Consider the following 18,938-nt stretch of genomic DNA (forward strand, 5'->3'; position numbering starts at 1 on the left):
CCCTGGCCCTTCGGGCCTCGTCTCAAGTTTTGATTCAGCAGGAGAATTGGTATGGCGGAAGCATTGAAGCTGCCGAAGTACAGCATCGGCACGGGTGATCGTTTTGCGCATCAGGCGAAGGCGCAGTTAGCGGCGGTGATGAAGGCGGCGGAGCAGGGCGTCGACATCGCGATCGTATGGAACAAGTCGAACCGCGAGCACATGATCATCGGCACGGAGCCCACACAGACGCGCGAGGCTGCGGATGCTGCGGTGAAGGAGCTGGGCTTCAAGGGCCAGTACTTCCTGGATGCCGATCACATCACGCTGAAGACGGTGGACCGCTTCCTGGCGCCCTGCGACTTCTACACGATCGATGTGGCAGAAGAGATTGGCAAGCCCGCGGCTGAGGCTGATGTCGAGGCGTTCGTGGCGGCGCATCCGGAGCTGGTGGGCGAGGTTCGCATCCCGCGCATCGCCGAGCCGTTCAAGACCGATGTGGCGTTTGTGAAGGGCGTGGCGAACAAGTTCCTGGCGGCGGTGAAGGATGCGGGCAAGATCTATCGCCACATTCTGGAAGCGAAGGGCGAAGGCAAGTTTGTGGCGGAGGTTTCGATGGACGAGACCGACCTGCCGCAGACGCCAGTGGAGCTGCTGATTATCCTTGCTGCGATTGCGGATGAGAAGATTCCGATCCAGACGATTGCTCCGAAGTTTACGGGCCGCTTCAACAAGGGTGTGGACTACGTCGGCGATGTGCCGCAGTTCACGAAGGAGTTCGAGGAAGACCTGGCGGCGATCGACTTTGCGATCAAGCGCTATGGGCTGCCGGACAATCTCAAGCTGAGCGTGCACTCGGGCTCGGACAAGTTCTCGATCTACAAGGCGATCCACACGGCGATCACGAAGTTCGACGCGGGCGTTCATCTGAAGACTGCGGGCACGACGTGGCTCGAAGAGCTCATTGGCCTGGCTGAGGCTGGTGGTGAAGGCCTGGCGATCGCGAAGGAAGTGTATGCGGAGGCCTTTGCTCATGCGGAGGAGCTTTGCAAGCCGTATGCGACGGTGATCGACATCGACTATGCGAAGCTGCCGAGCGTGGAAGAGGTGAATGGCTGGACGAGCGAGCAGTACACGAGCGCGCTGCGTCATGACCAGTCGAACCCGGCTTACAACTCGAGCTTCCGCCAGCTGCTGCATGTGGGCTTCAAGGTTGCGGCGAAGATGGGCGACAAGTACCTGAAGGCGCTGGAGGCGAATGAGGATGTGGTCGCGAAGAACGTGACGACCAACATCTACGATCGTCATATTGTGCCGGTGTTCCTGGGTAAGTAAGCACGGGACGGCGCGCTGCTTTCACGGGGCGCGCCGTTGCCTGTCTGGAGCTTGTTGTTGCTCCGAACTTTTTCCTTGCCAACTTTGCGATTTCTTGGTGTCATCCTGAGCGCGGGGAAGGTCTTTCTTCATAGGCGTTGGAGCTTTGCATGATTGTCATCCTGATGGGAGTCACGGGCAGCGGCAAGAGCACGATCGGTACGCTCATTGCGGAGCGGCTGGGGACGGTGTTTGCCGATGCGGATGACTACCACCCCAAGGCGAACAAGGACAAGATGGCGGCGGGGCATCCGTTGAATGATGACGACCGTCAGCCGTGGCTGGAAGAGTTGAACCGCGTGATGCGCGGCTGGCAAGAGAGCGGCAAGGGTGGTGTGCTGGCCTGCTCTGCGCTGAAGGAGAAGTACCGCGTGACCCTGGCCGCGGGTCTGCCTGAGGGGCAGCTTCACTTCGTGTGGCTGGATGGAGCGAAGGAGCTCATCGCGGATCGGCTGGCGCAGCGCAAGCATGAATACATGAACCCCAACCTGCTCGCGAGCCAGATTGCGACGCTGGAGCCTCCTGCGGATGCGCTGCACGTGATCAACGACCGTGCACCCGAGGTGGTGGCGGATGAGATTTTGAGCAAGTTGGGTGCGGAGGGTACCTCAGCGGCTAAAGCCGCGACCTCTTCTTGAGCTTTTACGGCACGGCTGAAGCCGTGCCCTTAACAAAAGCATGATTTGTTCCGACATCTAAGGAGTGAGTAACAGCGATGGCAAAGAATCTCTTCGATCTGACCGGCAAAGTTGCCGTTGTGGTGGGTGGTACCTCGGGTATTGGGCTCGCGATGTCGATTGGCCTGGCTGAGGCTGGTGCTGCCGTCGTGGCGACATCGCGTCGCGCGGAGCAGGTGGAAGAGGCCGCGAAGGCGATCGAAGCTGCCGGCGGCAAGACGCTTCGCCTGACCTCCGACGTGGCTGATCGCACCACACTGCAGACGCTGTGCGATGAGACGATCAAGGAGTTCGGGAAGGTCGATATCCTGATCAACTGCGCGGGCCGCATCAAGCGTGCGTCCACCCTCGACTTTCCGGAGGAAGAGTGGAACGCGATCATGGACACGAACGTGACCGGAACGCTGCGCGCGTGCCAGATTTTCGGCAAGGTGATGCTGGAGCAGGGCTTCGGGAAGATCATCAACATCGCTTCGCTGAACACGTTTGTGTCGCTGAAGGAAGTGACGGCGTATGCGTGCTCGAAGGCGGCGGTGGGTGCGCTGACGAAGTCGCTGGCGGTGGAGTGGAGCTCGAAGGGCGTGACGGTGAATGCGATCGCTCCGGGTGTGTTCCGGACGGCGCTGAACCAGAAGCTGCTGGATGAGAGCGATCGTGGCAAAGAGCTGCTGATGCGCACCCCGATGGCTCGGTTTGGCAAGACCGAGGAGCTGGTGGGTTCTGCGGTCTATCTGGCATCTGACGCCAGCTCGTTCGTGACCGGCGAGATCATCGTGGTGGATGGTGGGTTCCTGGCTAGCGGCGTGAATCAGTAGGGGAGATGCGAGCTTCTCGCTCCTAGCTTCTGGCTCCCAGCTTTAGAATCCCGATTTCGAGGGCCGTGTGCAGAGGATGCATGCGGCCCTTGGTGTTTGTGGCGAAAGATAAGGAGAGGTGCGGTTGTCTCGCTTGCCGAGATGTCCGCAACCCGATAGCCTGTAGCCACACTTGCAGCGATGTTCCCCCGGGCTGGTCTGGATTCTTCAGGCCTCATGAAGGCTTCATGCTTTCCGGGGAGAGGTGTATCGCGCGGGTGCCATCTGGATTTTGAGGTCGAAGGAGAGCGCAGGAATGAAGCTGACTCGTCGTGGATTCACGCGGCTGTGTGGTGGTGCGGTGGTGGCGAATGGTTTGCTGCACAGCTGGCCGATGGAGGCCGATGTCGCGGGCGGGACGAGCCCGCTGACGTCGAAGACGCTGACGGAGCTCTCGGACATGATCCATGCGAAGCAGGTGACGTCGACGCAGCTGGTGAAGGCGTTCCTGGAGCGCATGAACGCGATCAATCCCAAGGTGAACGCGATCGTCACCGTGATGGGCCGAGAGGCGCTGGCGCAGGCCGAGGTGCTGGATGCGGAGCAGAAGGCCGGCAAGTTCCGCGGGCCGCTGCACGGTATTCCGCTGGCGCTGAAGGACAACATCGACACGGCCGGCACGCGGACGACGGCGGCGAGCCCGATGTTCAAGGACCGCATCCCCACTGAGGATGCCGCGATTGTCGCGAAGCTGAAGAAGAGCGGCGCGATCATCATCGCGAAGGCGAACCTGCATGAGTTCGCGATTGGCTGCACGGGCGATATCTCGTACTTTGGCCCCGCGCGCAATCCGTGGGCGCTGGATCACATCACGGGTGGATCGTCGTCGGGCTCGGCCGCTTCGCTGGCGGCATATCTTGTACCCGGTGCGCTGGGTACGGATACGGGTGGGAGCATCCGTTGCCCGAGCGCATGGTGCGGCACGGTGGGCTTGATGCCGACGATTGGCCTGGTATCGATTCGCGGCATCATCCCTTGCCGGGCATCGGCGGATCACTGTGGTCCGATGGCGCGCACGGTTGAGGACGTGGCGCTGATGCTGGGGCAGATGGCGGGCTATGACCCGCTGGACATCTATAGCGTGCCGAGTACGCCAGTCGACTACGTGAAGGAGATGCATCAGCCGGTGAAGACGCTGCGTATTGGCACACCGCAGAGCTACTACGATCACGTCGACCCGGAAATCGACGCGGCGGTGAAGGCTGCGCTCGAGGTGCTGAAGGGCCTTACTGCGGGTGTGACGTCCGAAGCTCCCTTGTGGGAGGGGCTGATCGGCGACACCACGGGCGAGCAGGAGGAGTACCACCACGAGCTGATCGAGAAGTACGGCATCAACTACATGGGACCGGATCGCACACGTTTTGCGGCGATGGAGAACCCGGCGCCGGGTACGAGATTTGCGACGGCGATGGAGAGCGTGAAGGCGCATGAGCAGCTGGCGACGACGCGGCGGATGATCGATTCGCACTTCACCAACTTCGATGTGGTGGTGGTGCCGACGACACCGATGCAGGCGGGGAAGATCAACGACTCACTGGCGCAGCAGAACCGCAGCGGCCCGCCGACGGGCAAGGTCTACAACTGGTTCGAGACGGGCGGCGGCTGCACGAACACGCGTGCGTTCGACCTGTTTGGTGTGCCGGCGATCTCGCTACCTTGCGGCTTTACGAAGGCGGGGTTGCCGATTGGGCTGATGATCGCGGCGCCGCACTTCCAGGAGGGCAGGGTGCTGGCGCTGGCGTATGCGTACCAGCAGGCGACGGACTGGCACAAGCGGGTGCCGACGCTGACGGCGGAGACGCCCGTGCCCCCGATCATTGAAGGAGCTCCGGCACCTGGGGCTGGTGGCGGCCGCACTCCTGCTGCGCCTGCGGCAGCTCCGGCCCCCGGCGAAGAGAAGCCGGGAGCGACGGAGAAGCCCAGCTAGGAATTGTCGTCAACGGCCATCAACGGAAGACCTCTCGCGCCTCGACAGTTCGCTGTCGAGGCGCGATGACTTGTGGGGGTGACTTACGAGGTCGGCAGCGGATCGTGCGGCCTGTGTATCATTGCGGGCATGCCTTGGTTTTCTCTCCCACGTGTCGTGCCCGTGCTCTCATTAAGCGTTTGTCTTGGGTGTTTGAGCGCGCAGCAGCCTGCAAAGCCCAACGTGCAGCCATGGATGAACAAGGCTCTTGCGCCGGAGAAGCGCGCCGAGCTTGTGCTCAAGGAGATGACGCTCGACGAGAAGATCGGATTGCTGCATGGCGAAGGCATGCGGGACTGGCAAGGGATGTCGCCCGCGATCAAGGCGCTGCAGTACATGTCGAATGGCGGGGCGGGGTTTGTGCTGGGCGTGCCGCGGCTGGGGATCCCGGTGATCCAGCAGAGCGACGCGGCGTATGGCGTGCGTGCGAGCGCAAGCAACGGGCGCTACTCGACGGCACTGCCTTCGAACCTGGGCTCGACGGCCAGCTGGGATCCGGAGGCGGCCTGCGCGTATGGAGCGCTGATCGGGCAGGAGCTGCGGGCGCAGGGCTACAACATGACGCTGGGTGGTGGCGTGAACATCACCCGCGATCCACGCAACGGACGCACCTTCGAGTACATGGGCGAAGATCCGGTACTGGCGGGTACCATGGGCGGCGCTCGCATACGCTGCGAAGGCGAGCAGCACGTGATCTCCGACATCAAGCACTATGCCTTCAATGGGCAGGAGAGCGGGCGGCAGGAGGTTGACTCGCTGATCGGCGAACGGGCGGCGCATGAGAGTGATCTGCTCGCGTTCGAGATTGGCGTGCGGGAGGGCCATCCCAACGCTGTGATGTGCAGCTACAACGGGGTGGACGGCAAGTACGCGTGCGAGAGTCCGTGGCTGCTGACCGAGGTGCTGCGCAAGGAGTGGGGCTTCAAGGGATTTGTCGTTTCGGACTGGGCGGCGACGCACTCGACGGTGGCGGCTTCGGCTGCGGGGTTGGACCAGGAGCAGCCGCTCGACGAGTTCTTCGGGCCCGCGCTGAAGAAGGCCGTTGAGAGTGGTCAGGTTCCGATGGCGCAGCTGGATGGGCACGTGCTGCATGTGCTGCAAGCGGAGTTTGCTTCAGGCATTGTGGACGATCCGGTGGTGAAGTCGGTCGTCGATGTGAAGCATGGCTTCGAGGTGGCGCGGCGCACGGAGGAGCAGAGCGCGGTGCTGCTGAAGAACGCAGGCGGTGTGTTGCCGCTGGACCGTGCCGCACTGCGTTCGGTGGCGGTGATCGGGATGCATGCGGATACGGGGATGATCTCGGGTGGTGGGTCGGCGCAGGTGGACCCTCCGGGTGAGCCTGCGGGGCGCCGCTGGAAGGCGCATGTGTGGTTTCCGACTTCTCCTCTGCTGGCGCTGAAGGCGAAGGCTCCTCAGGCGCAGTTCAGCTTTGCCTCGGGTGAGAACAACGCCGAAGCTGTGGCGCAGGCTCAGCGGGCTGAGGTGGCGATTGTCTTTGCGCACCAGTGGGAGTCGGAGGACTATGACCTGCCGAACCTGTCGCTGCCGGATGGACAGGACAAGCTGATTGCAGCTGTGGCGGCAGCGAATCCGCGCACGATTGTTGTGCTGGAGACTGGAAGTGCGGTGACGATGCCCTGGCTCGCGAAGACTCCTGCGGTACTGGAGGCGTGGTTTGCCGGAAGCTCGGGCGCGGATGCGGTGGCGAACCTTCTCTTTGGTGACGTAAATCCTTCGGGCAAGCTGCCGATGACCTTTCCGATGAACGAGAGCGAGCTGCCGCGGGCGGCGATTGCGAAGCCTCCGCCTCCGGTGGTGAACGGCACGCTGAGCTTCAAGGTGGACTACAACATCGAGGGGGCAGCGGTCGGGTACAAGTGGTACGAGTCGAAGAACAGGCCGGTGCTGTTTCCGTTCGGCTTCGGGCTGTCGTATACGAGCTTTCGCTATGAGGATCTGCATGTGAGCGAGGATGGGTTGCTGGCGACGCTGACTCTGACGAACACGGGCAGTCGCAAGGGCGCGGAGGTTGCGCAGGTGTATGCGTGGATTCCGAGCTCTGCCGGAGAGCCGTGGAAGCGGCTGGTGGGCTGGCAGAAGGTGGAGCTGGCGCCGGGTGAAAAGCGCGTGCTGAAGATCAGGCTCGAGCGCTCGGCGATGAGTGTTTGGGATGAGGGTGCGAAGAAGTGGAACCAGCCCGCGGGTGTGTATCGCGTGGCGGCGGGGCCGAGTTCGGCGGAGCTGCCGCTGAAGGCGGAGTTCTCGGTGCGATAGGGCTTACGGCCTTCGGGGCGTTGCCTTGATTGGCGAGGGTTTCTGTAGAGCGATGAGGTTTGAGGTCGCCCGCTGCGCGGACGCTGAGCTGCGAGCGAGGTGGCTCAGAGTCCTTCACAGCTCCGTCCGTCGCGGCTAGTGGGCGCCGGCTGGGCCCTTGCCGGGCTTTACCTTCTTGAAGAACCAGACCACGATCACGCAGAAGAAGCAGAGCAGCGAGAGCCAGCGGAAGACGTCGATGAAGCTCCAGAGTGAGGCCTGCTGCTCCAGTGAGCGGTAGAGCGTTGCCTGCGCCGGAGCGGTGGCGTTGGCTGCCCCGTAGCTTCCTGAGAGGAAGCCGGTGAGCGCGTGGAGCTGGGTGCCGAGGCCGACGCTTTGTGAGTTGCTCAGGATCTCGTTCTGGTGGACATCGGAGCGGCGGGTGAGCAGCGTTGTGGCGATGGAGATGCCGATGGAGCCGCCGATGTTCCGCATCAGGTTGAAGACGCCGCTGGCGTTGCCGATCTGGTCGTTTTTCAGCGTGCCGTAGGCGGCGGTGGAGATGGGCACGAAGACGAAGCTGAGGCCGAAGCCGGTGATGAGGATGGGCAGGAAGAGCGTCGTCGGCGAGATGTCGGTGGTGATGGAGCCGAAGTAGAGCGTGGTCGAGCCAAAGACGACGAAGCCGAAGGTCAGCAGGTAGCGCGGGTCGATCTTGTTGCTGAGGTAGCCAATGACGGGCATACCGCAGATCGCGCCGAGGCCACGCGGAGCGACGACAAGTCCAGCGGTGAAGGCGGTGTAGCCGAGCAACTCCTGGTAGAAGAGCGGCAGCACGGTGACGGTGGAGTAGATGCCGATGCCGAAGAGGAAGATCAGGATGGAGCCGAGGAGAAAGTTGCGATCCTTGAGGACCTTGAGGTCGACGAGGGCGTCCTTGTGTGTCCAGGAGCGGTATGTGAACCAGGCGAAGCTGGCGATGAGTGCGACGGCGGCGTAGCGGATCCATGTCGCGCCAAACCAGTCGTCCTCCTGGCCCTTGTCGAGGATGACCTGGAGGGCCCCGGTCCAGACGACGAGGGTGGCAAAGCTGATGGTGTCGAACTTTGGCGCTTTGGCCTGCTTGATGTACGCCGGGTCGTGGACGAAGCGGTTGATCATGTAGAGCGCAAGCAGGCCGATGGGGATGTTGATGTAGAAGGCGTAGCGCCAGGAGTAGGTGTCGGTGAGCCAGCCGCCGAGGGTTGGTCCGAGGACGGGGGCCACGACGACGCCGAAGGCGAAGACGGCCATGGCCGCACCGCGCTTGGCGGGTGGGAAGCTCTCAAGGAGGATGGCCTGGGACAGAGGCTGCAGCGCTCCGCCGCCGGCTCCTTGGACGACGCGGGCCAGCAGGATGAAGCCCAGCGAAGGGGCGGCTCCACAGGCGAAGCTGGAGATGGTGAAGATGAGGACGCAGGTCATCAGGAAGCGCTTGCGGCCGAACTTCATCGAGAACCAGTTGGAGGCCGGCAGGATGATGGCGTTGGCGACCAGGTAGCTGGTGAGCACCCATGTGGCTTCGTCATTGGAGGCGGAGAGCGAACCGGCGATGTAGGGCAGCGCCACCGAGGCGATGGCGGTGTCGAGCACCTCCATGAACGTCGCGAGCATGACCGAGGCTGCGATGAGCCACGGATTTACGCCCTGCGCGGCGAGCTGGGACTGGTCTGGAGGAGCGGTTGCGCTAGCTGCAGCCATGGGTGACTGGGCATCTCCGGTTCATTGGGTTGGAGGGGCACGACCTGATCTCCAGTTGGATGCGGAGCTCGGGAAGAGGACTCGGGGAGCGTGAACTTCGAAGGGCCCAATCTTGTAGAAGAGCAGTGGTTTATGGACGGACGACAACCGGCTGGATCGGAAATCGCCGTTTCAGTCGAAGCAAGGGAGCCTGCATGAGCTCAAACAATAGCAGCGCAGCGGCAAAACTGAGTACGACGAGCAGGACGAAGCGTGCGGCGAGGAAGGGTGCACTCCCACTGGGAGCGATGTAACCGGCGATCTTGTTCGTCGAATGCTGGAGGAGTGGTGAAAGGACAAAGATGCCGTAGCTGAATCTTCCGATGTAGTTCAACGGAGGCCGTCCGAGGGCGCGGCGAAGAGGGCCATCCTCGAGCGCGAGTCCGAGGAGAGCGGCGGCTGCGATTCCGGCGGAAGGAATTCCGAACAGGAACATGGGCCGGGAGTTTCGCGCAAAGTGCCCGCCGAGGACTCCTGCCAGGTAGAAGCCCGCCAGGCCGGTGATGAGCAGGATCGGCAGACGGGATACGAGTCGTCGATGCCAGGAAAAGCCCGGAGCGAGGTACACCATGCCACCGAGACCAAAGACAGAAGCGTAGGTGAGTGGGAACTGGTCGAAGACGTGATTGCGGACCATCGGCCCGAGAAAGGGCAGTCCCCAGACGGCCCAGCAGAAGGCGACGGAGACGAGGGTGAGTCCTGCGGCGAGCTTCATGGCGCTGCGCCGGGCATTGACGGTGAGCATGAGCAGCGGCCACGCGCAGGCGAGCTGGAAGAGGATTGCGACCATCCAGAGGTGGCCGATCGGCAGAGGCGATGGCTGCTGGCTGGCGGGCTCGGTGAGGAAGGGGAGATTCTGCAGAAACCAGGCGTAGAGCTTGAGCGGGCCTACGTCGGCGAGCCGGGTGCCGCGGGCGACGGCAAGCGCGGTCGCGACGAGCAGCACGAGGTAGTAGAGCGGGAAGAGGCGGATCGCCCGGCGGGCGTAGAAGTTCCGGAGCCAGTGCGCAGGGTGCAGGCCGTCGGGCTGGTGCAGCGTCTCCCAGAGACCGCCGGTGAGCAGATAGCCGGAGAGCGTGAGGAAGACAAGGCCCGCAGCCCAGAAGGGGCTGGCGACGGTCTGAAGGAGCGGGTGTCCGGAGGTTCCGTCGGCGAGCGGTCCGCAGGTCCCAATGAAGAGCAGGCCCAGTACCGCGAGGCCGCGCATGCCGTCGAGCGCGGGATCACGGTTCACACTTCGGGGGTTGGCTGCGGTCCGCTGCGGGGCCCAGTCAAGAGTCGCCATAGGTGATTTGAGATACGGGGCTTCAAGTGGGATATGGGGCGAGGGCCGGAGACGTAAGCGCAGAATGCCATTCCGGACACACGCAGTTCTGAGTTGTCTCCCATGAGATGCATCTTTGGACAGGGACGCGACGGGACGGGGCGCGCAACGACCGATTTCCGGCCCGGCAGCCTGAGTGCGGAGGGCTGATTAGCTCTGAAGCTGCTGCGCAGCGTCGCGGATGCGCTGATAGCAGAGCTGAAACTCGGACAGGTCGCCGCCGTAGGGGTCGGAGATCTCGAGCGGCCCGGAGGGGTCGGCAGCTCCCAGAAAGGCAGCCCGTGCGAGAAGGCTGGGATCGAGAGCGCGGAGTGAGAGCCAGTTCTGGCGGTCGAAGAGGAGGATCATGTCCACGGAACGGGCTTCGTCCAGCGTCAGGACGGCGGAGCGGTGGGGCTCGAGGTCGACCCCGAACGCGGCAGCCGCGGTGACGGCGTTCCGTGGCGAGCGTCGACCGGGCAAGGGGAGGAAGCCCCGGCTGAGGATCGTCCGGCCGGAGGACTCCAGCAGCTGCGCCGCGAAGGGGCTGCGGCAGATGTTGCCGTGGCAGCAGACGGCGATGGTCTTCGAGGTTGCGAAGAGCAGGCGCAGGCGTCGCTGGCGTTGCTGCCGGTAGGGGCTGAGCATCTTGAGGACGCGAAAGAGCTTTTCTTCGAGATACTGCCCGAGGTCCTGCCATGCCGGCCGCGGGTCGCGGAGCTGGAAGGTGTCGCTGCGCTCGCGGAGGGTGACGATGTTCCAGAGCTCGGACGCGATGGCGGCGAAGGTACGGGTCTGGAGCTCGGGGTTGCGTTTGTCGGCGCGAAGATTGGCGAGGAACCACTGGATATCGGTCGACCAGTGGCGACAGTAGATGTTGTTGCGATAGGTCTGCGGCGCGGGCCGCACGCCCTCCAGGAGCAGACGCACGAGGTGCAGTGGGAAGTCGACGCCGGCGGCGACGCTGAGCGCCAACGAGCCCCAGAAGCGGGCGTTGATCTCGACCAGAATCCAGCGGCCGTCGGAGGTGTTGCGCTTGAACTCCACCATGGCGACGCCGGTGTAGTCCATCGAGCGCATCATCTTCCGGGTCGCTTCGAGCATGGCGGGTTCGAGGGGAACGCAGCGGCGGTAGGAGCTTCCGCCGCCCTGAATCGGCTCGTGGACGCGCTCGTGCTGGAAGGCCAGCAGGATTTCTCCGTGATCGCAGAGGACCTCGACGCCGACGCCAACGCCGATGAAGTTCTCCTGTGCAAGCACGGGGCCCGAACGCAACATCTCGAGAGCGACTTCGCGGGTCTCGGGCTCGCTGCGAACCTTGTGGACGCGGCGGCGGTGGAAGGGATCCTGCTCGGTGGCCGAGGTGGTGGGCTTGAGGACGAGCGGGTAACCGAAGCCAGCGGCGGCCTGCAAGGCCTGGTCGACGGTGTCAACGTGTTGCTGCCGGGGAACCGGAACTCCATGCGACGCGCCGAGCTCCCAGGTGAGGTTCTTGTCCGCGCAGAGGCGGTAGGTCTCGTCGGGAAGAAGGTAGACGCGGGTCAACGGCTCGAAGCGGTTGCGCTTCAGCTGCAGCGGGAGCGCGCTCTGGTCGTTGGTGGGGAGGACGAGGTCGATGCGGAAGTCGCGGATGAGGGCTTCGAGGGCAGTAATCCACGGAGCCTCGTCGCCGCGCTCGAACGCCGGGAGACGGTGAACGCGGTGCAGATACAGGGAGGATAGGGTGGGGAGATCGTAGGCACACCACGCCGCATGGACCTCGTAACCTGCTGCTCCCAGGGAGCGGACCACCGAAAGAAAGGACTTGGTGTCATCTCCCAGGACGAGAATGCGGCGCGGCTGCGTGCGCATGTTCAGTGCCGGAGTGCTCAAAGCCGGGACCTTCCGGTGGACGCCAGCGATGCCAGTCGGAAGCGGAACAGGGGACCTAGCGATCTGTCGATCGCCTCGCGGCGAACGTCCATGGGATTGGCCGACGGCAGAGAGTTGGTTCCTCCATAGAAGGAAAAGGCGATCTCAAAGCCGGCGTTGCGGGCGGCCTTCTGCGTTTCGCCGTTGAAGGCGGTCGTGCTTCCGACCGGATAGGCGATCGACCGGGTGGGACGGCCCAGCTCGTGGTCGAGGATGGCGCGGGAGGTGGCGCACTCTTCCGACTGCCCGGCCGGGGACAGCTTGGTCAGGATGGGGTGGGTGTGGGTGTGGGCGCCAAAGTTCATGCCGGCCTGTTGCATGATGCGCGCTTCGTCCCACGTGAGGAAGGCGCGCTCGGAGCTGGTCGAGGGGCGGGACGAGCCGCAGGCGCGCTCCAGTTCCTCGAGAAAGCGCGACGGGGTGTCCATCGCGGGACTCTTGAAGAGGTTGAGGATCTCCCGGATGGCGACCTCGCGCTGGGAACCCGCAAGGTCGAACTCTCGGGGTTCCGGGTACGTGAGTGTGATGCGGGGGCGGGTCGAGGACTTGACGAGGTAGGCGATCGAGTCCCACCAAGGGACGTTCCCGGTGCCGACGAAGGCCGTAGGCAGGAAGAACGTAGCCGGGACCTGGTGGCGGGTGAGAACGGGGAAGGCCTCGTCGAAGTTATCGCGATAGCCGTCGTCGAAGGTGAGGAGGATCGAGGTTTCGTTGGCCGTCGTCGCGCCGAGGAGGAGCTCCAGCGCCGCATCGAGGGAGACGATGGGGAAGCGCTGCTTGAGGAAGGCGACGTGCTCGTCAAACTCCGCGGTGCTGCAGGAGAAGAGCCCGGAGTCGTATGGGGTGGCCGCCGCGTCGCCCACGCGATGCAGATTCAGGACGAGCAGTGCGGGCAGGGTATGGCGGGATTCGAGGAGCCGCGTTACTCCGGCTGATGCAGCCAGCCGGGCCACAAGCTCTTTCTTTCCAGCCATCTCGCAGTCACCTCTCGGAAGCCCTAGGAATGACTATACGTGGGGTGTCGTGGAGTCGTGCGGGCGGTGCGGATGGGGCTGACGGAGGTGAAATCGGGTCGCGATATTCTCTGGTGGCGAGGGAGTTCGGGGTGTAGGGAAATGTTTGTCATGAAAGTTGACAATAACTCACTCACATGCGAGACTGGTGAAGTCACGAATTCCTCGGATCCCGCATCCGAGCTAGTAGCAGGACCCGAACAGGGCCAGGAGATCAGAGCATGGGCAAGATTATTGGAATTGACCTTGGGACCACCAACAGCTGCGTCGCCGTCATGGAAGGCGGAGAGCCGAAGGTGATCGCCAATGAAGAGGGCGGGCGCACGACGCCGTCCATCGTCGCGTTCACGAAGAACGGCGAGCGGTTGGTGGGTCAGGTGGCGAAGCGTCAGGCCATCACGAACCCTGAGAACACGATTTACTCGATCAAGCGTTTCATGGGCCGTCGTGCCAATGAAGTGAACGACGAGATGAAGATGGTGCCCTACAAGGTCGTGCAGCAGGGCGATCATGTTGCGGTGGTTGCACAGGGCAAGGAGTACACCGCGCCTGAAGTTTCGGCGATGATCCTGCAGAAGCTGAAGAAGGCTGCTGAGGACTATCTTGGCCAGTCGGTGACCGAGGCGGTCATCACGGTTCCCGCGTACTTCAACGACGCGCAGCGCCAGGCCACCAAGGATGCCGGCAAGATCGCTGGCCTCGAGGTGAAGCGCATCGTCAACGAGCCGACTGCGGCTGCGCTCGCGTACGGCCTCGACAAGGGTAAGGACGAGACCATCGCGGTGTATGACTTCGGCGGCGGTACGTTCGATGTGTCGATCCTGGAAGTGGGCGATGGCGTCATTGAGGTGAAGTCGACCAACGGCGATACGCACCTGGGCGGCGACAACCTCGACCAGCGCATCGTCGAGTGGCTGATCTCGGAGTTCAAGTCGGAGTCGGGTCTCGACCTGACGGCGAAGGGCAACGAAATGGCTCTGCAGCGCCTGAAGGACGCGGCGGAGCGCGCGAAGATCGAGCTGTCGACGGCGCAGGAGACGGAGATCAATCTCCCGTTCATCACGGCGGATGCCAGCGGACCGAAGCACCTGGTGCGTACGATGTCGCGCGCCAAGCTGGAGTCGCTCGTCGACGACCTGCTGCAGAAGTCGGTTGGCCCCTGCAAGCAGGCGCTGAAGGATGCAGGCATCGACGCGAGCAAGATCGACGAGGTCGTTCTCGTTGGTGGACAGACGCGTATGCCGGCGATCCAGGAGCTGGTGAAGAAGCTGTTCGGCCGCGAGCCGCATAAGGGTGTGAACCCGGATGAGGTCGTTGCGATCGGCGCGGCGGTGCAGGCCGGTGTGCTCTCGGGCGACGTGAAGGACCTGTTGCTGCTGGACGTGACCCCGCTGACGCTCTCCATCGAGACGATGGGTGGTGTCGCGACGGCGATGATCCCGCGCAACACGACGATCCCGACGAAGAAGTCGGAGACGTTCTCGACGGCGGCTGATAACCAGACCGAGGTTGAAGTTCACGTGATGCAGGGCGAGCGCCCGATGGCGAACCAGAACCGCACGCTGGGCAAGTTCAAGCTGGGCGGCATCATGCCGGCTCCGCGTGGCGTGCCGCAGATCGAGGTCACGTTCGACATCGATGCGAACGGCATCCTGAACGTGAGTGCGAAGGACAATGCGACGGGCAAGGACGCGAAGATCGCGATCACCAGCTCGTCGGGCCTGAGCAAGGAAGAGGTCGAGCGCATGGCCAAGGAGGCCGAAGCGCACGCGGCAGAGGACAAGGAAGCCAAGGAGAAGATCGAGGCCCGCAACCAGCTCGACTCCATGGTGTACAACGTCGAGAAGCTCGTGAAGGACGGTGGCGACAAGGTTGCCGCAGCCGACAAGAGCGAGGTGGAGTCGACGCTGGCCGATGCCAAGAGCGTGCTTTCGGGCGATCCGAGCAAGGCGGAGATGGAAGCGGCTCGCGAGAAGCTGACCGCTGCCAGCCACAAGCTTGCAGAGATCGTGTACAAGGCTAATGCGGCGGCTCCGACCGATGGCGGCGCAGCCGCTGCCGGAACGACCGAGCAGCCCAAGGACGAGGGCGTGATCGACGCCGAATACGTAGACGCGGACCACAAGTAACACCGATCCGCTCGCCAGGTTTGTACAATTGGGCCTCGCTCAAATGCACAAATTTCAGGAGGCCGCTTGTACAGACCTGGCGAAATCGTTCCGTACACCGGGATCTATCTGTTGATCAGCCCTAAGGGAGTGCATCTCGAAGAGATTTCGTTCGAGGCTGGGGAGCAGTTTCCGCAAAGCGATGTCCTGCGCAGTGTTTACAGGCTCGCCAAGCGCCCCAAGGTCGCGAAGGAATCGCTGAGCTGAAAGAACCAAACGGCCATCTGGTGCGTAGTACGAGTAACAGTCGAGGAGGAGCTTTGCAGACGTTGCAAAGATCCTCCTCGTTGCATCAGGGGGTTGGATTCCATGTTCTGGGGCTATGAGTTCGCACTTCTGCTTAGCATCGCGCTGGTGATCCGGATGCGGAGTTATCTCGGGGAAAGGCAGCCTGCGCGCGCGGCGAGACGGAGCGATCCAGCTTCTGATCGCGCGGTGAGCAGAGCCAGGAACAATTCCGAGACGGCTTGTGGGTTGCGGCATCGGATAGAGAGTGGCGGACTCAGTGCGCGGAACGATCCGGCTGGATCAGGGTTTGAGGAAGCAGGACGGGATTCAGTCGGCAGCGAAGAACTAAGCAGCGAAGAACTAAGCCGCGAAGGGCGCGAGCCACGTTCCGCGGAGCAGGAAGCGCAGCAAGGCAGGACGCAGAAACCGGAAGGGGTGGGTACCATGGCAAACATCAACGAGCAGGGCAACGGCGATCGCAACAACGGTATGGATCACGCCTGGCCGGGACACGTCGACTATCGCCTGGGATTTGGCAGCGAGCAGGTAAGCGATGTGATGTGGCGCTGCCGCGTGCTGCGTGCCGGCAAGTTGTACAGCACCTCATTGTTTGCCACGAAAGACGAGGCCGATGAGTTCGCGAAGAGGCTCGGCGAGAGCGAGCCGGACAAGATGTTCAATGTCGAGGCGATCAAGGCCGCGAGTGTGTGGAACTGACAGGTGCCTGAAGGAAACGAGATTCACCGGTGGGCGGAGCGACATCGCTCCGCCTTTGTCGGTAAGAAGATGCATGTGGAGAGCCCCAACGGCCGCACCGAGGATACGGAGCGGTTGGATGGTCGCGTGCTGGAGAAGGTGCTCGCGCATGGCAAGCACCTGGGCTACGTCTTCGGCAAAGACCGGATTCTGCATGTGCACCTGGGGCGCTATGGCGACTGGACTGAGGGCCAGATGCCGCTGGCGGAGGTGAAGGGCGTGCTGCGGCTGCGGATGTGGCGGGCTGGAGCACGGGCCCGCGTGGACCAGGCGGAGGCGACGACGAGGCACGGCTGGTACTCGAGCGATGATGGCTCCAGCACGGTGGCTCCAGAGAACGTGGACTGGCTGGAGCTGCGCGGAGCGTCCGACTGCAGTGTGTGGACGGATGCGCAGTGGGAGCAGCTGATCGAGCGGCTGGGGCCGGATCCTTTGGGCTCTACTGGAGAACCTGCCGGTGATGTGCCTGACGATCCTGGGCCTGCATTCGAGCGCATCGCGAAGACGAAGAAGCCGATCTGCGTACTGCTGATGGAGCAGGATGTGATCGCGGGCATTGGCAATATCTATCGGGCGGAGCTGCTGTATCGTGAGCGGCTGAACCCGATGACGCCGGGGAACGAGGTTCCTGTGGCGAGCTTGAAGCGGATATGGAAGGATTCGATTCCGCTGATGAAAGCGGGCATGGTCGACCGGCGGATTATCACGACGCGGCCAAAGGACCGCCCGACGAAGAAGGCAGGACTTCCGCTGAAGGAAGAGGCGCATTATGTCTACCGGAGGCACGGCAAGCCGTGCTTCGTCTGTGGGACGAAGGTGCTGAAGACGGACATTGCAGGCCGGACGTTGTACTGGTGCCCGGTGTGCCAGCAAGGACCACACGCTGACCGCGAGGTCGGCGTAGCAGTACAGTAAGTGAGACGACTATGGCGGCAAACCAACAGAAGGACTACTACGGCGTACTTGGGGTGAAGAAGGCGGCCTCGCAGGATGAGATCCGCAAGGCCTTCCGGAAGCTCGCGCGGAAGTACCACCCGGATGTGAATCCGGGCGACAAGAAGGCTGAGGAGAAGTTCAAAGAGATCTCGGAAGCCAACGAGGTGCTGAGCGACGAGAAGAAGCGGAAGATCTTCGATCAGCTGGGCTTCTACTCCGACAACATCGACCCTGCGACGGCCGAAGCGTATGCGCGTTCGGGCGGCGCTGCTGCTGCGAATGCTTACGGCGCGGCCGGAGCGCAGGGCGGGCAGGGAATGCCGTTCGACTTCAACGGCTTCGACTTCTCGGGATTTTCGGGTGGAGGAACGGGGAGGCAGAGCTCCAACGAGGGATTCGGCGGAAGCTTCCGCGATGTCTTCGGCAGCATGTTTTCGGGTGGCGGCGCCCGGCAGCCACGCGGGCCGCAGCCGGGCACGGATCTCGAGTACCAGGTCGAGGTCGACTTCTGGACGGCGATTCGCGGCGGCGAGGCGCGGCTGGAGATCCAGCGCCAGGAGCAGTGCCCGACCTGCAAAGGGCGCGCCGTGACGGGCGGCAGCATGGAGTGCCCGGAGTGCCATGGCTCCGGCCAGGTGACCCAGATGGGCGGCCGGATGAAGTTCAACATCCAGTGCCCGCAGTGCGGCGGCACGGGGAAGGTGCAGCACAGCTGCTCGACCTGCAGCGGCGCGGGTGTGGTCACACGCAAGGAGCCGCTGACCTTCCGCATCAAAGCCGGTACGCGTGACGGTCAACGGATTCGGCTCGCGGGCAAGGGCAATGCCGGGACGGAAGGCGCTTCTGCCGGCGACCTGTACCTGATCATCAAGGTCGAGCAGCACAAGTTCTTCCGCCGGGTCGGCGATGACATCCACATCACGGTCCCGGTGACGGTGATGGAGTCCGCACTGGGCGCGAAGATTGACGTGCCGACGATCGATGGGACGGGCGCGGAGGTGGGACGCTCGCAGCTGAAGATTCCGCCCGGAACGCAGACGGGGCAGAAGCTGCGGATGCGCGAAAAGGGCGTGCCGAATGCGACGCATGAGGGTGTTCGGGGCGATCAGATCGTCGAGGTAAAGATCGTGGTGCCGAAGGTGCAGGACGAGCGCTCGAAGGAGATCCTCCGCGAGCTGCAGAAGCTCAATCCGGAAGATCCTCGCGAAGAGATGCTGACGAGTGTCTGATTACGCATCCAATACGGGAAGGGGAGAGCAACTCCCCTTCCCGTTCTATTTGGGCTAAGGTCTCTGATATGTCGAGAAAGCATCTTCGGACTGCTGCCATCGCACTTTGCCTTGCGACTCCGGGCCTTCTGGCATCAGGGCTTCTGTCGGGTTGCCGGAGCGGCTGTGTAAGCCGGGAGTCATCGGAGTACCCATCACCCGATGGGAAGATCAAGGCCGTGCTCTACGAGAAGGAGTGCGGCGACCCCAGTGCTGCCACGACCACGATTGCGCTGCTGCAGCCCGGTGCCGTCTTCTCGCCGGACAAGATCGAGGAGTCCGAGATCGTGTATGCCGCGGACTCGAACCACGGGGATGCTGGCACCGATGCAAAGGGCATGCTGAAGATGACGGTGAAGTGGAGCGATGCGGAGCACCTCGTGGTGGTGACGGCGCCGAGCGCGCGGAACTTCGTTCTGAAGATGCAGCATGGGCCGACGCAGATCAGCTACACATTGCCATTGATGAACTAG

General features: G+C 63.1%; 15 protein-coding genes. 11 read left to right on the top strand and 4 right to left on the bottom strand.

Annotated elements, in window-relative coordinates; genetic code table 11:
• The first annotated feature begins 51 nt into the window (after nt 1-51).
• The 5 genes from C4S68_RS20115 to C4S68_RS20135 all read left to right on the top strand — a co-directional run bounded on the left by C4S68_RS20115 (nt 52) and on the right by C4S68_RS20135 (nt 7,124).
• Complete coding sequence (locus C4S68_RS20115; protein ID WP_103934921.1) at nt 52-1,314, top strand: tagaturonate epimerase family protein; 1,263 nt, start codon at nt 52-54, stop codon at nt 1,312-1,314.
• Nucleotides 1,315-1,463: 149 nt separating this feature from the next.
• Nucleotides 1,464-1,991: a gluconokinase gene (locus C4S68_RS20120; RefSeq protein ID WP_103934922.1), complete on the top strand. Its 528-nt coding sequence runs from the start codon at nt 1,464-1,466 to the stop codon at nt 1,989-1,991.
• 77 nt (nt 1,992-2,068) lie between these two features.
• Nucleotides 2,069-2,845 (top strand): glucose 1-dehydrogenase, encoded by a 777-nt coding sequence (locus C4S68_RS20125; protein WP_103934923.1) that lies wholly within the window; start codon nt 2,069-2,071, stop codon nt 2,843-2,845.
• A gap of 295 nt (nt 2,846-3,140) precedes the next feature.
• The gene (locus tag C4S68_RS20130; RefSeq protein ID WP_103934924.1) at nt 3,141-4,811 is read left to right on the top strand and encodes an amidase; all 1,671 of its coding nucleotides are present in this window, start codon (nt 3,141-3,143) and stop codon (nt 4,809-4,811) included.
• A gap of 234 nt (nt 4,812-5,045) precedes the next feature.
• Entirely contained in the window at nt 5,046-7,124 is a 2,079-nt protein-coding gene (locus C4S68_RS20135) for a beta-glucosidase family protein (RefSeq protein ID WP_235011742.1), read from the top strand.
• A gap of 135 nt (nt 7,125-7,259) precedes the next feature.
• Here C4S68_RS20135 and C4S68_RS20140 read toward each other — a convergent pair whose 3' ends face one another.
• From C4S68_RS20140 to C4S68_RS20155, 4 genes are all read right to left on the bottom strand, one after another.
• Complete coding sequence (locus tag C4S68_RS20140; RefSeq protein ID WP_103934926.1) at nt 7,260-8,843, bottom strand: DHA2 family efflux MFS transporter permease subunit; 1,584 nt, start codon at nt 8,841-8,843, stop codon at nt 7,260-7,262.
• A gap of 130 nt (nt 8,844-8,973) precedes the next feature.
• Nucleotides 8,974-10,167, bottom strand: coding sequence for an acyltransferase family protein (locus C4S68_RS20145; protein WP_103934927.1), 1,194 nt, complete (start codon nt 10,165-10,167; stop codon nt 8,974-8,976).
• 189 nt (nt 10,168-10,356) lie between these two features.
• Nucleotides 10,357-12,057, bottom strand: coding sequence for an arsenate reductase/protein-tyrosine-phosphatase family protein (locus C4S68_RS20150; RefSeq protein WP_103934928.1), 1,701 nt, complete (start codon nt 12,055-12,057; stop codon nt 10,357-10,359).
• Nucleotides 12,054-13,070 (bottom strand): polysaccharide deacetylase family protein, encoded by a 1,017-nt coding sequence (locus tag C4S68_RS20155; protein ID WP_103934929.1) that lies wholly within the window; start codon nt 13,068-13,070, stop codon nt 12,054-12,056. Before C4S68_RS20155 ends, C4S68_RS20150 begins: the two co-directional genes overlap by 4 nt.
• A gap of 260 nt (nt 13,071-13,330) precedes the next feature.
• Here C4S68_RS20155 and dnaK point away from each other — a divergent pair, with 260 nt between their 5' ends.
• The 6 genes from dnaK (at nt 13,331) to C4S68_RS20185 (ending at nt 18,938) form a co-directional block, all read left to right on the top strand.
• Nucleotides 13,331-15,238 (top strand): molecular chaperone DnaK, encoded by a 1,908-nt coding sequence (gene dnaK, locus C4S68_RS20160; RefSeq protein WP_103934930.1) that lies wholly within the window; start codon nt 13,331-13,333, stop codon nt 15,236-15,238.
• A 66-nt stretch (nt 15,239-15,304) separates the two neighbouring features.
• A complete protein-coding gene (locus tag C4S68_RS20165) occupies nt 15,305-15,484 on the top strand; it encodes a hypothetical protein (protein WP_103934931.1) in 180 nt (59 codons plus the stop codon).
• 465 nt (nt 15,485-15,949) lie between these two features.
• On the top strand, nt 15,950-16,222 hold the full coding sequence (locus C4S68_RS20170) for a hypothetical protein (protein WP_235011743.1): 273 nt from the start codon (nt 15,950-15,952) through the stop codon (nt 16,220-16,222).
• A gap of 3 nt (nt 16,223-16,225) precedes the next feature.
• Entirely contained in the window at nt 16,226-17,176 is a 951-nt protein-coding gene (locus C4S68_RS20175) for an Fpg/Nei family DNA glycosylase (RefSeq protein WP_103934932.1), read from the top strand.
• 11 nt (nt 17,177-17,187) lie between these two features.
• On the top strand, nt 17,188-18,426 hold the full coding sequence (locus C4S68_RS20180) for a DnaJ C-terminal domain-containing protein (RefSeq protein ID WP_103934933.1): 1,239 nt from the start codon (nt 17,188-17,190) through the stop codon (nt 18,424-18,426).
• 68 nt (nt 18,427-18,494) lie between these two features.
• On the top strand, nt 18,495-18,938 hold the full coding sequence (locus C4S68_RS20185) for a hypothetical protein (protein WP_160115262.1): 444 nt from the start codon (nt 18,495-18,497) through the stop codon (nt 18,936-18,938).

This window comes from Bryocella elongata (genome assembly GCF_900108185.1).
In the GTDB taxonomy this organism is placed as follows: domain Bacteria; phylum Acidobacteriota; class Terriglobia; order Terriglobales; family Acidobacteriaceae; genus Granulicella; species Granulicella elongata.

Coding starts and splice junctions, on each gene's coding strand:
- C4S68_RS20120 (WP_103934922.1), top strand. CDS start 1,464: ATGATTGTCATCCTGATGGGAGTCACGGGCAGCGGCAAGAGCACGATC.
- C4S68_RS20135 (WP_235011742.1), top strand. CDS start 5,046: ATGAACAAGGCTCTTGCGCCGGAGAAGCGCGCCGAGCTTGTGCTCAAG.
- C4S68_RS20155 (WP_103934929.1), bottom strand. CDS start 13,070: ATGGCTGGAAAGAAAGAGCTTGTGGCCCGGCTGGCTGCATCAGCCGGA.
- C4S68_RS20130 (WP_103934924.1), top strand. CDS start 3,141: ATGAAGCTGACTCGTCGTGGATTCACGCGGCTGTGTGGTGGTGCGGTG.
- C4S68_RS20145 (WP_103934927.1), bottom strand. CDS start 10,167: ATGGCGACTCTTGACTGGGCCCCGCAGCGGACCGCAGCCAACCCCCGA.
- C4S68_RS20185 (WP_160115262.1), top strand. CDS start 18,495: ATGTCGAGAAAGCATCTTCGGACTGCTGCCATCGCACTTTGCCTTGCG.
- C4S68_RS20115 (WP_103934921.1), top strand. CDS start 52: ATGGCGGAAGCATTGAAGCTGCCGAAGTACAGCATCGGCACGGGTGAT.
- C4S68_RS20140 (WP_103934926.1), bottom strand. CDS start 8,843: ATGGCTGCAGCTAGCGCAACCGCTCCTCCAGACCAGTCCCAGCTCGCC.
- C4S68_RS20125 (WP_103934923.1), top strand. CDS start 2,069: ATGGCAAAGAATCTCTTCGATCTGACCGGCAAAGTTGCCGTTGTGGTG.
- dnaK (WP_103934930.1), top strand. CDS start 13,331: ATGGGCAAGATTATTGGAATTGACCTTGGGACCACCAACAGCTGCGTC.
- C4S68_RS20170 (WP_235011743.1), top strand. CDS start 15,950: ATGGCAAACATCAACGAGCAGGGCAACGGCGATCGCAACAACGGTATG.
- C4S68_RS20180 (WP_103934933.1), top strand. CDS start 17,188: ATGGCGGCAAACCAACAGAAGGACTACTACGGCGTACTTGGGGTGAAG.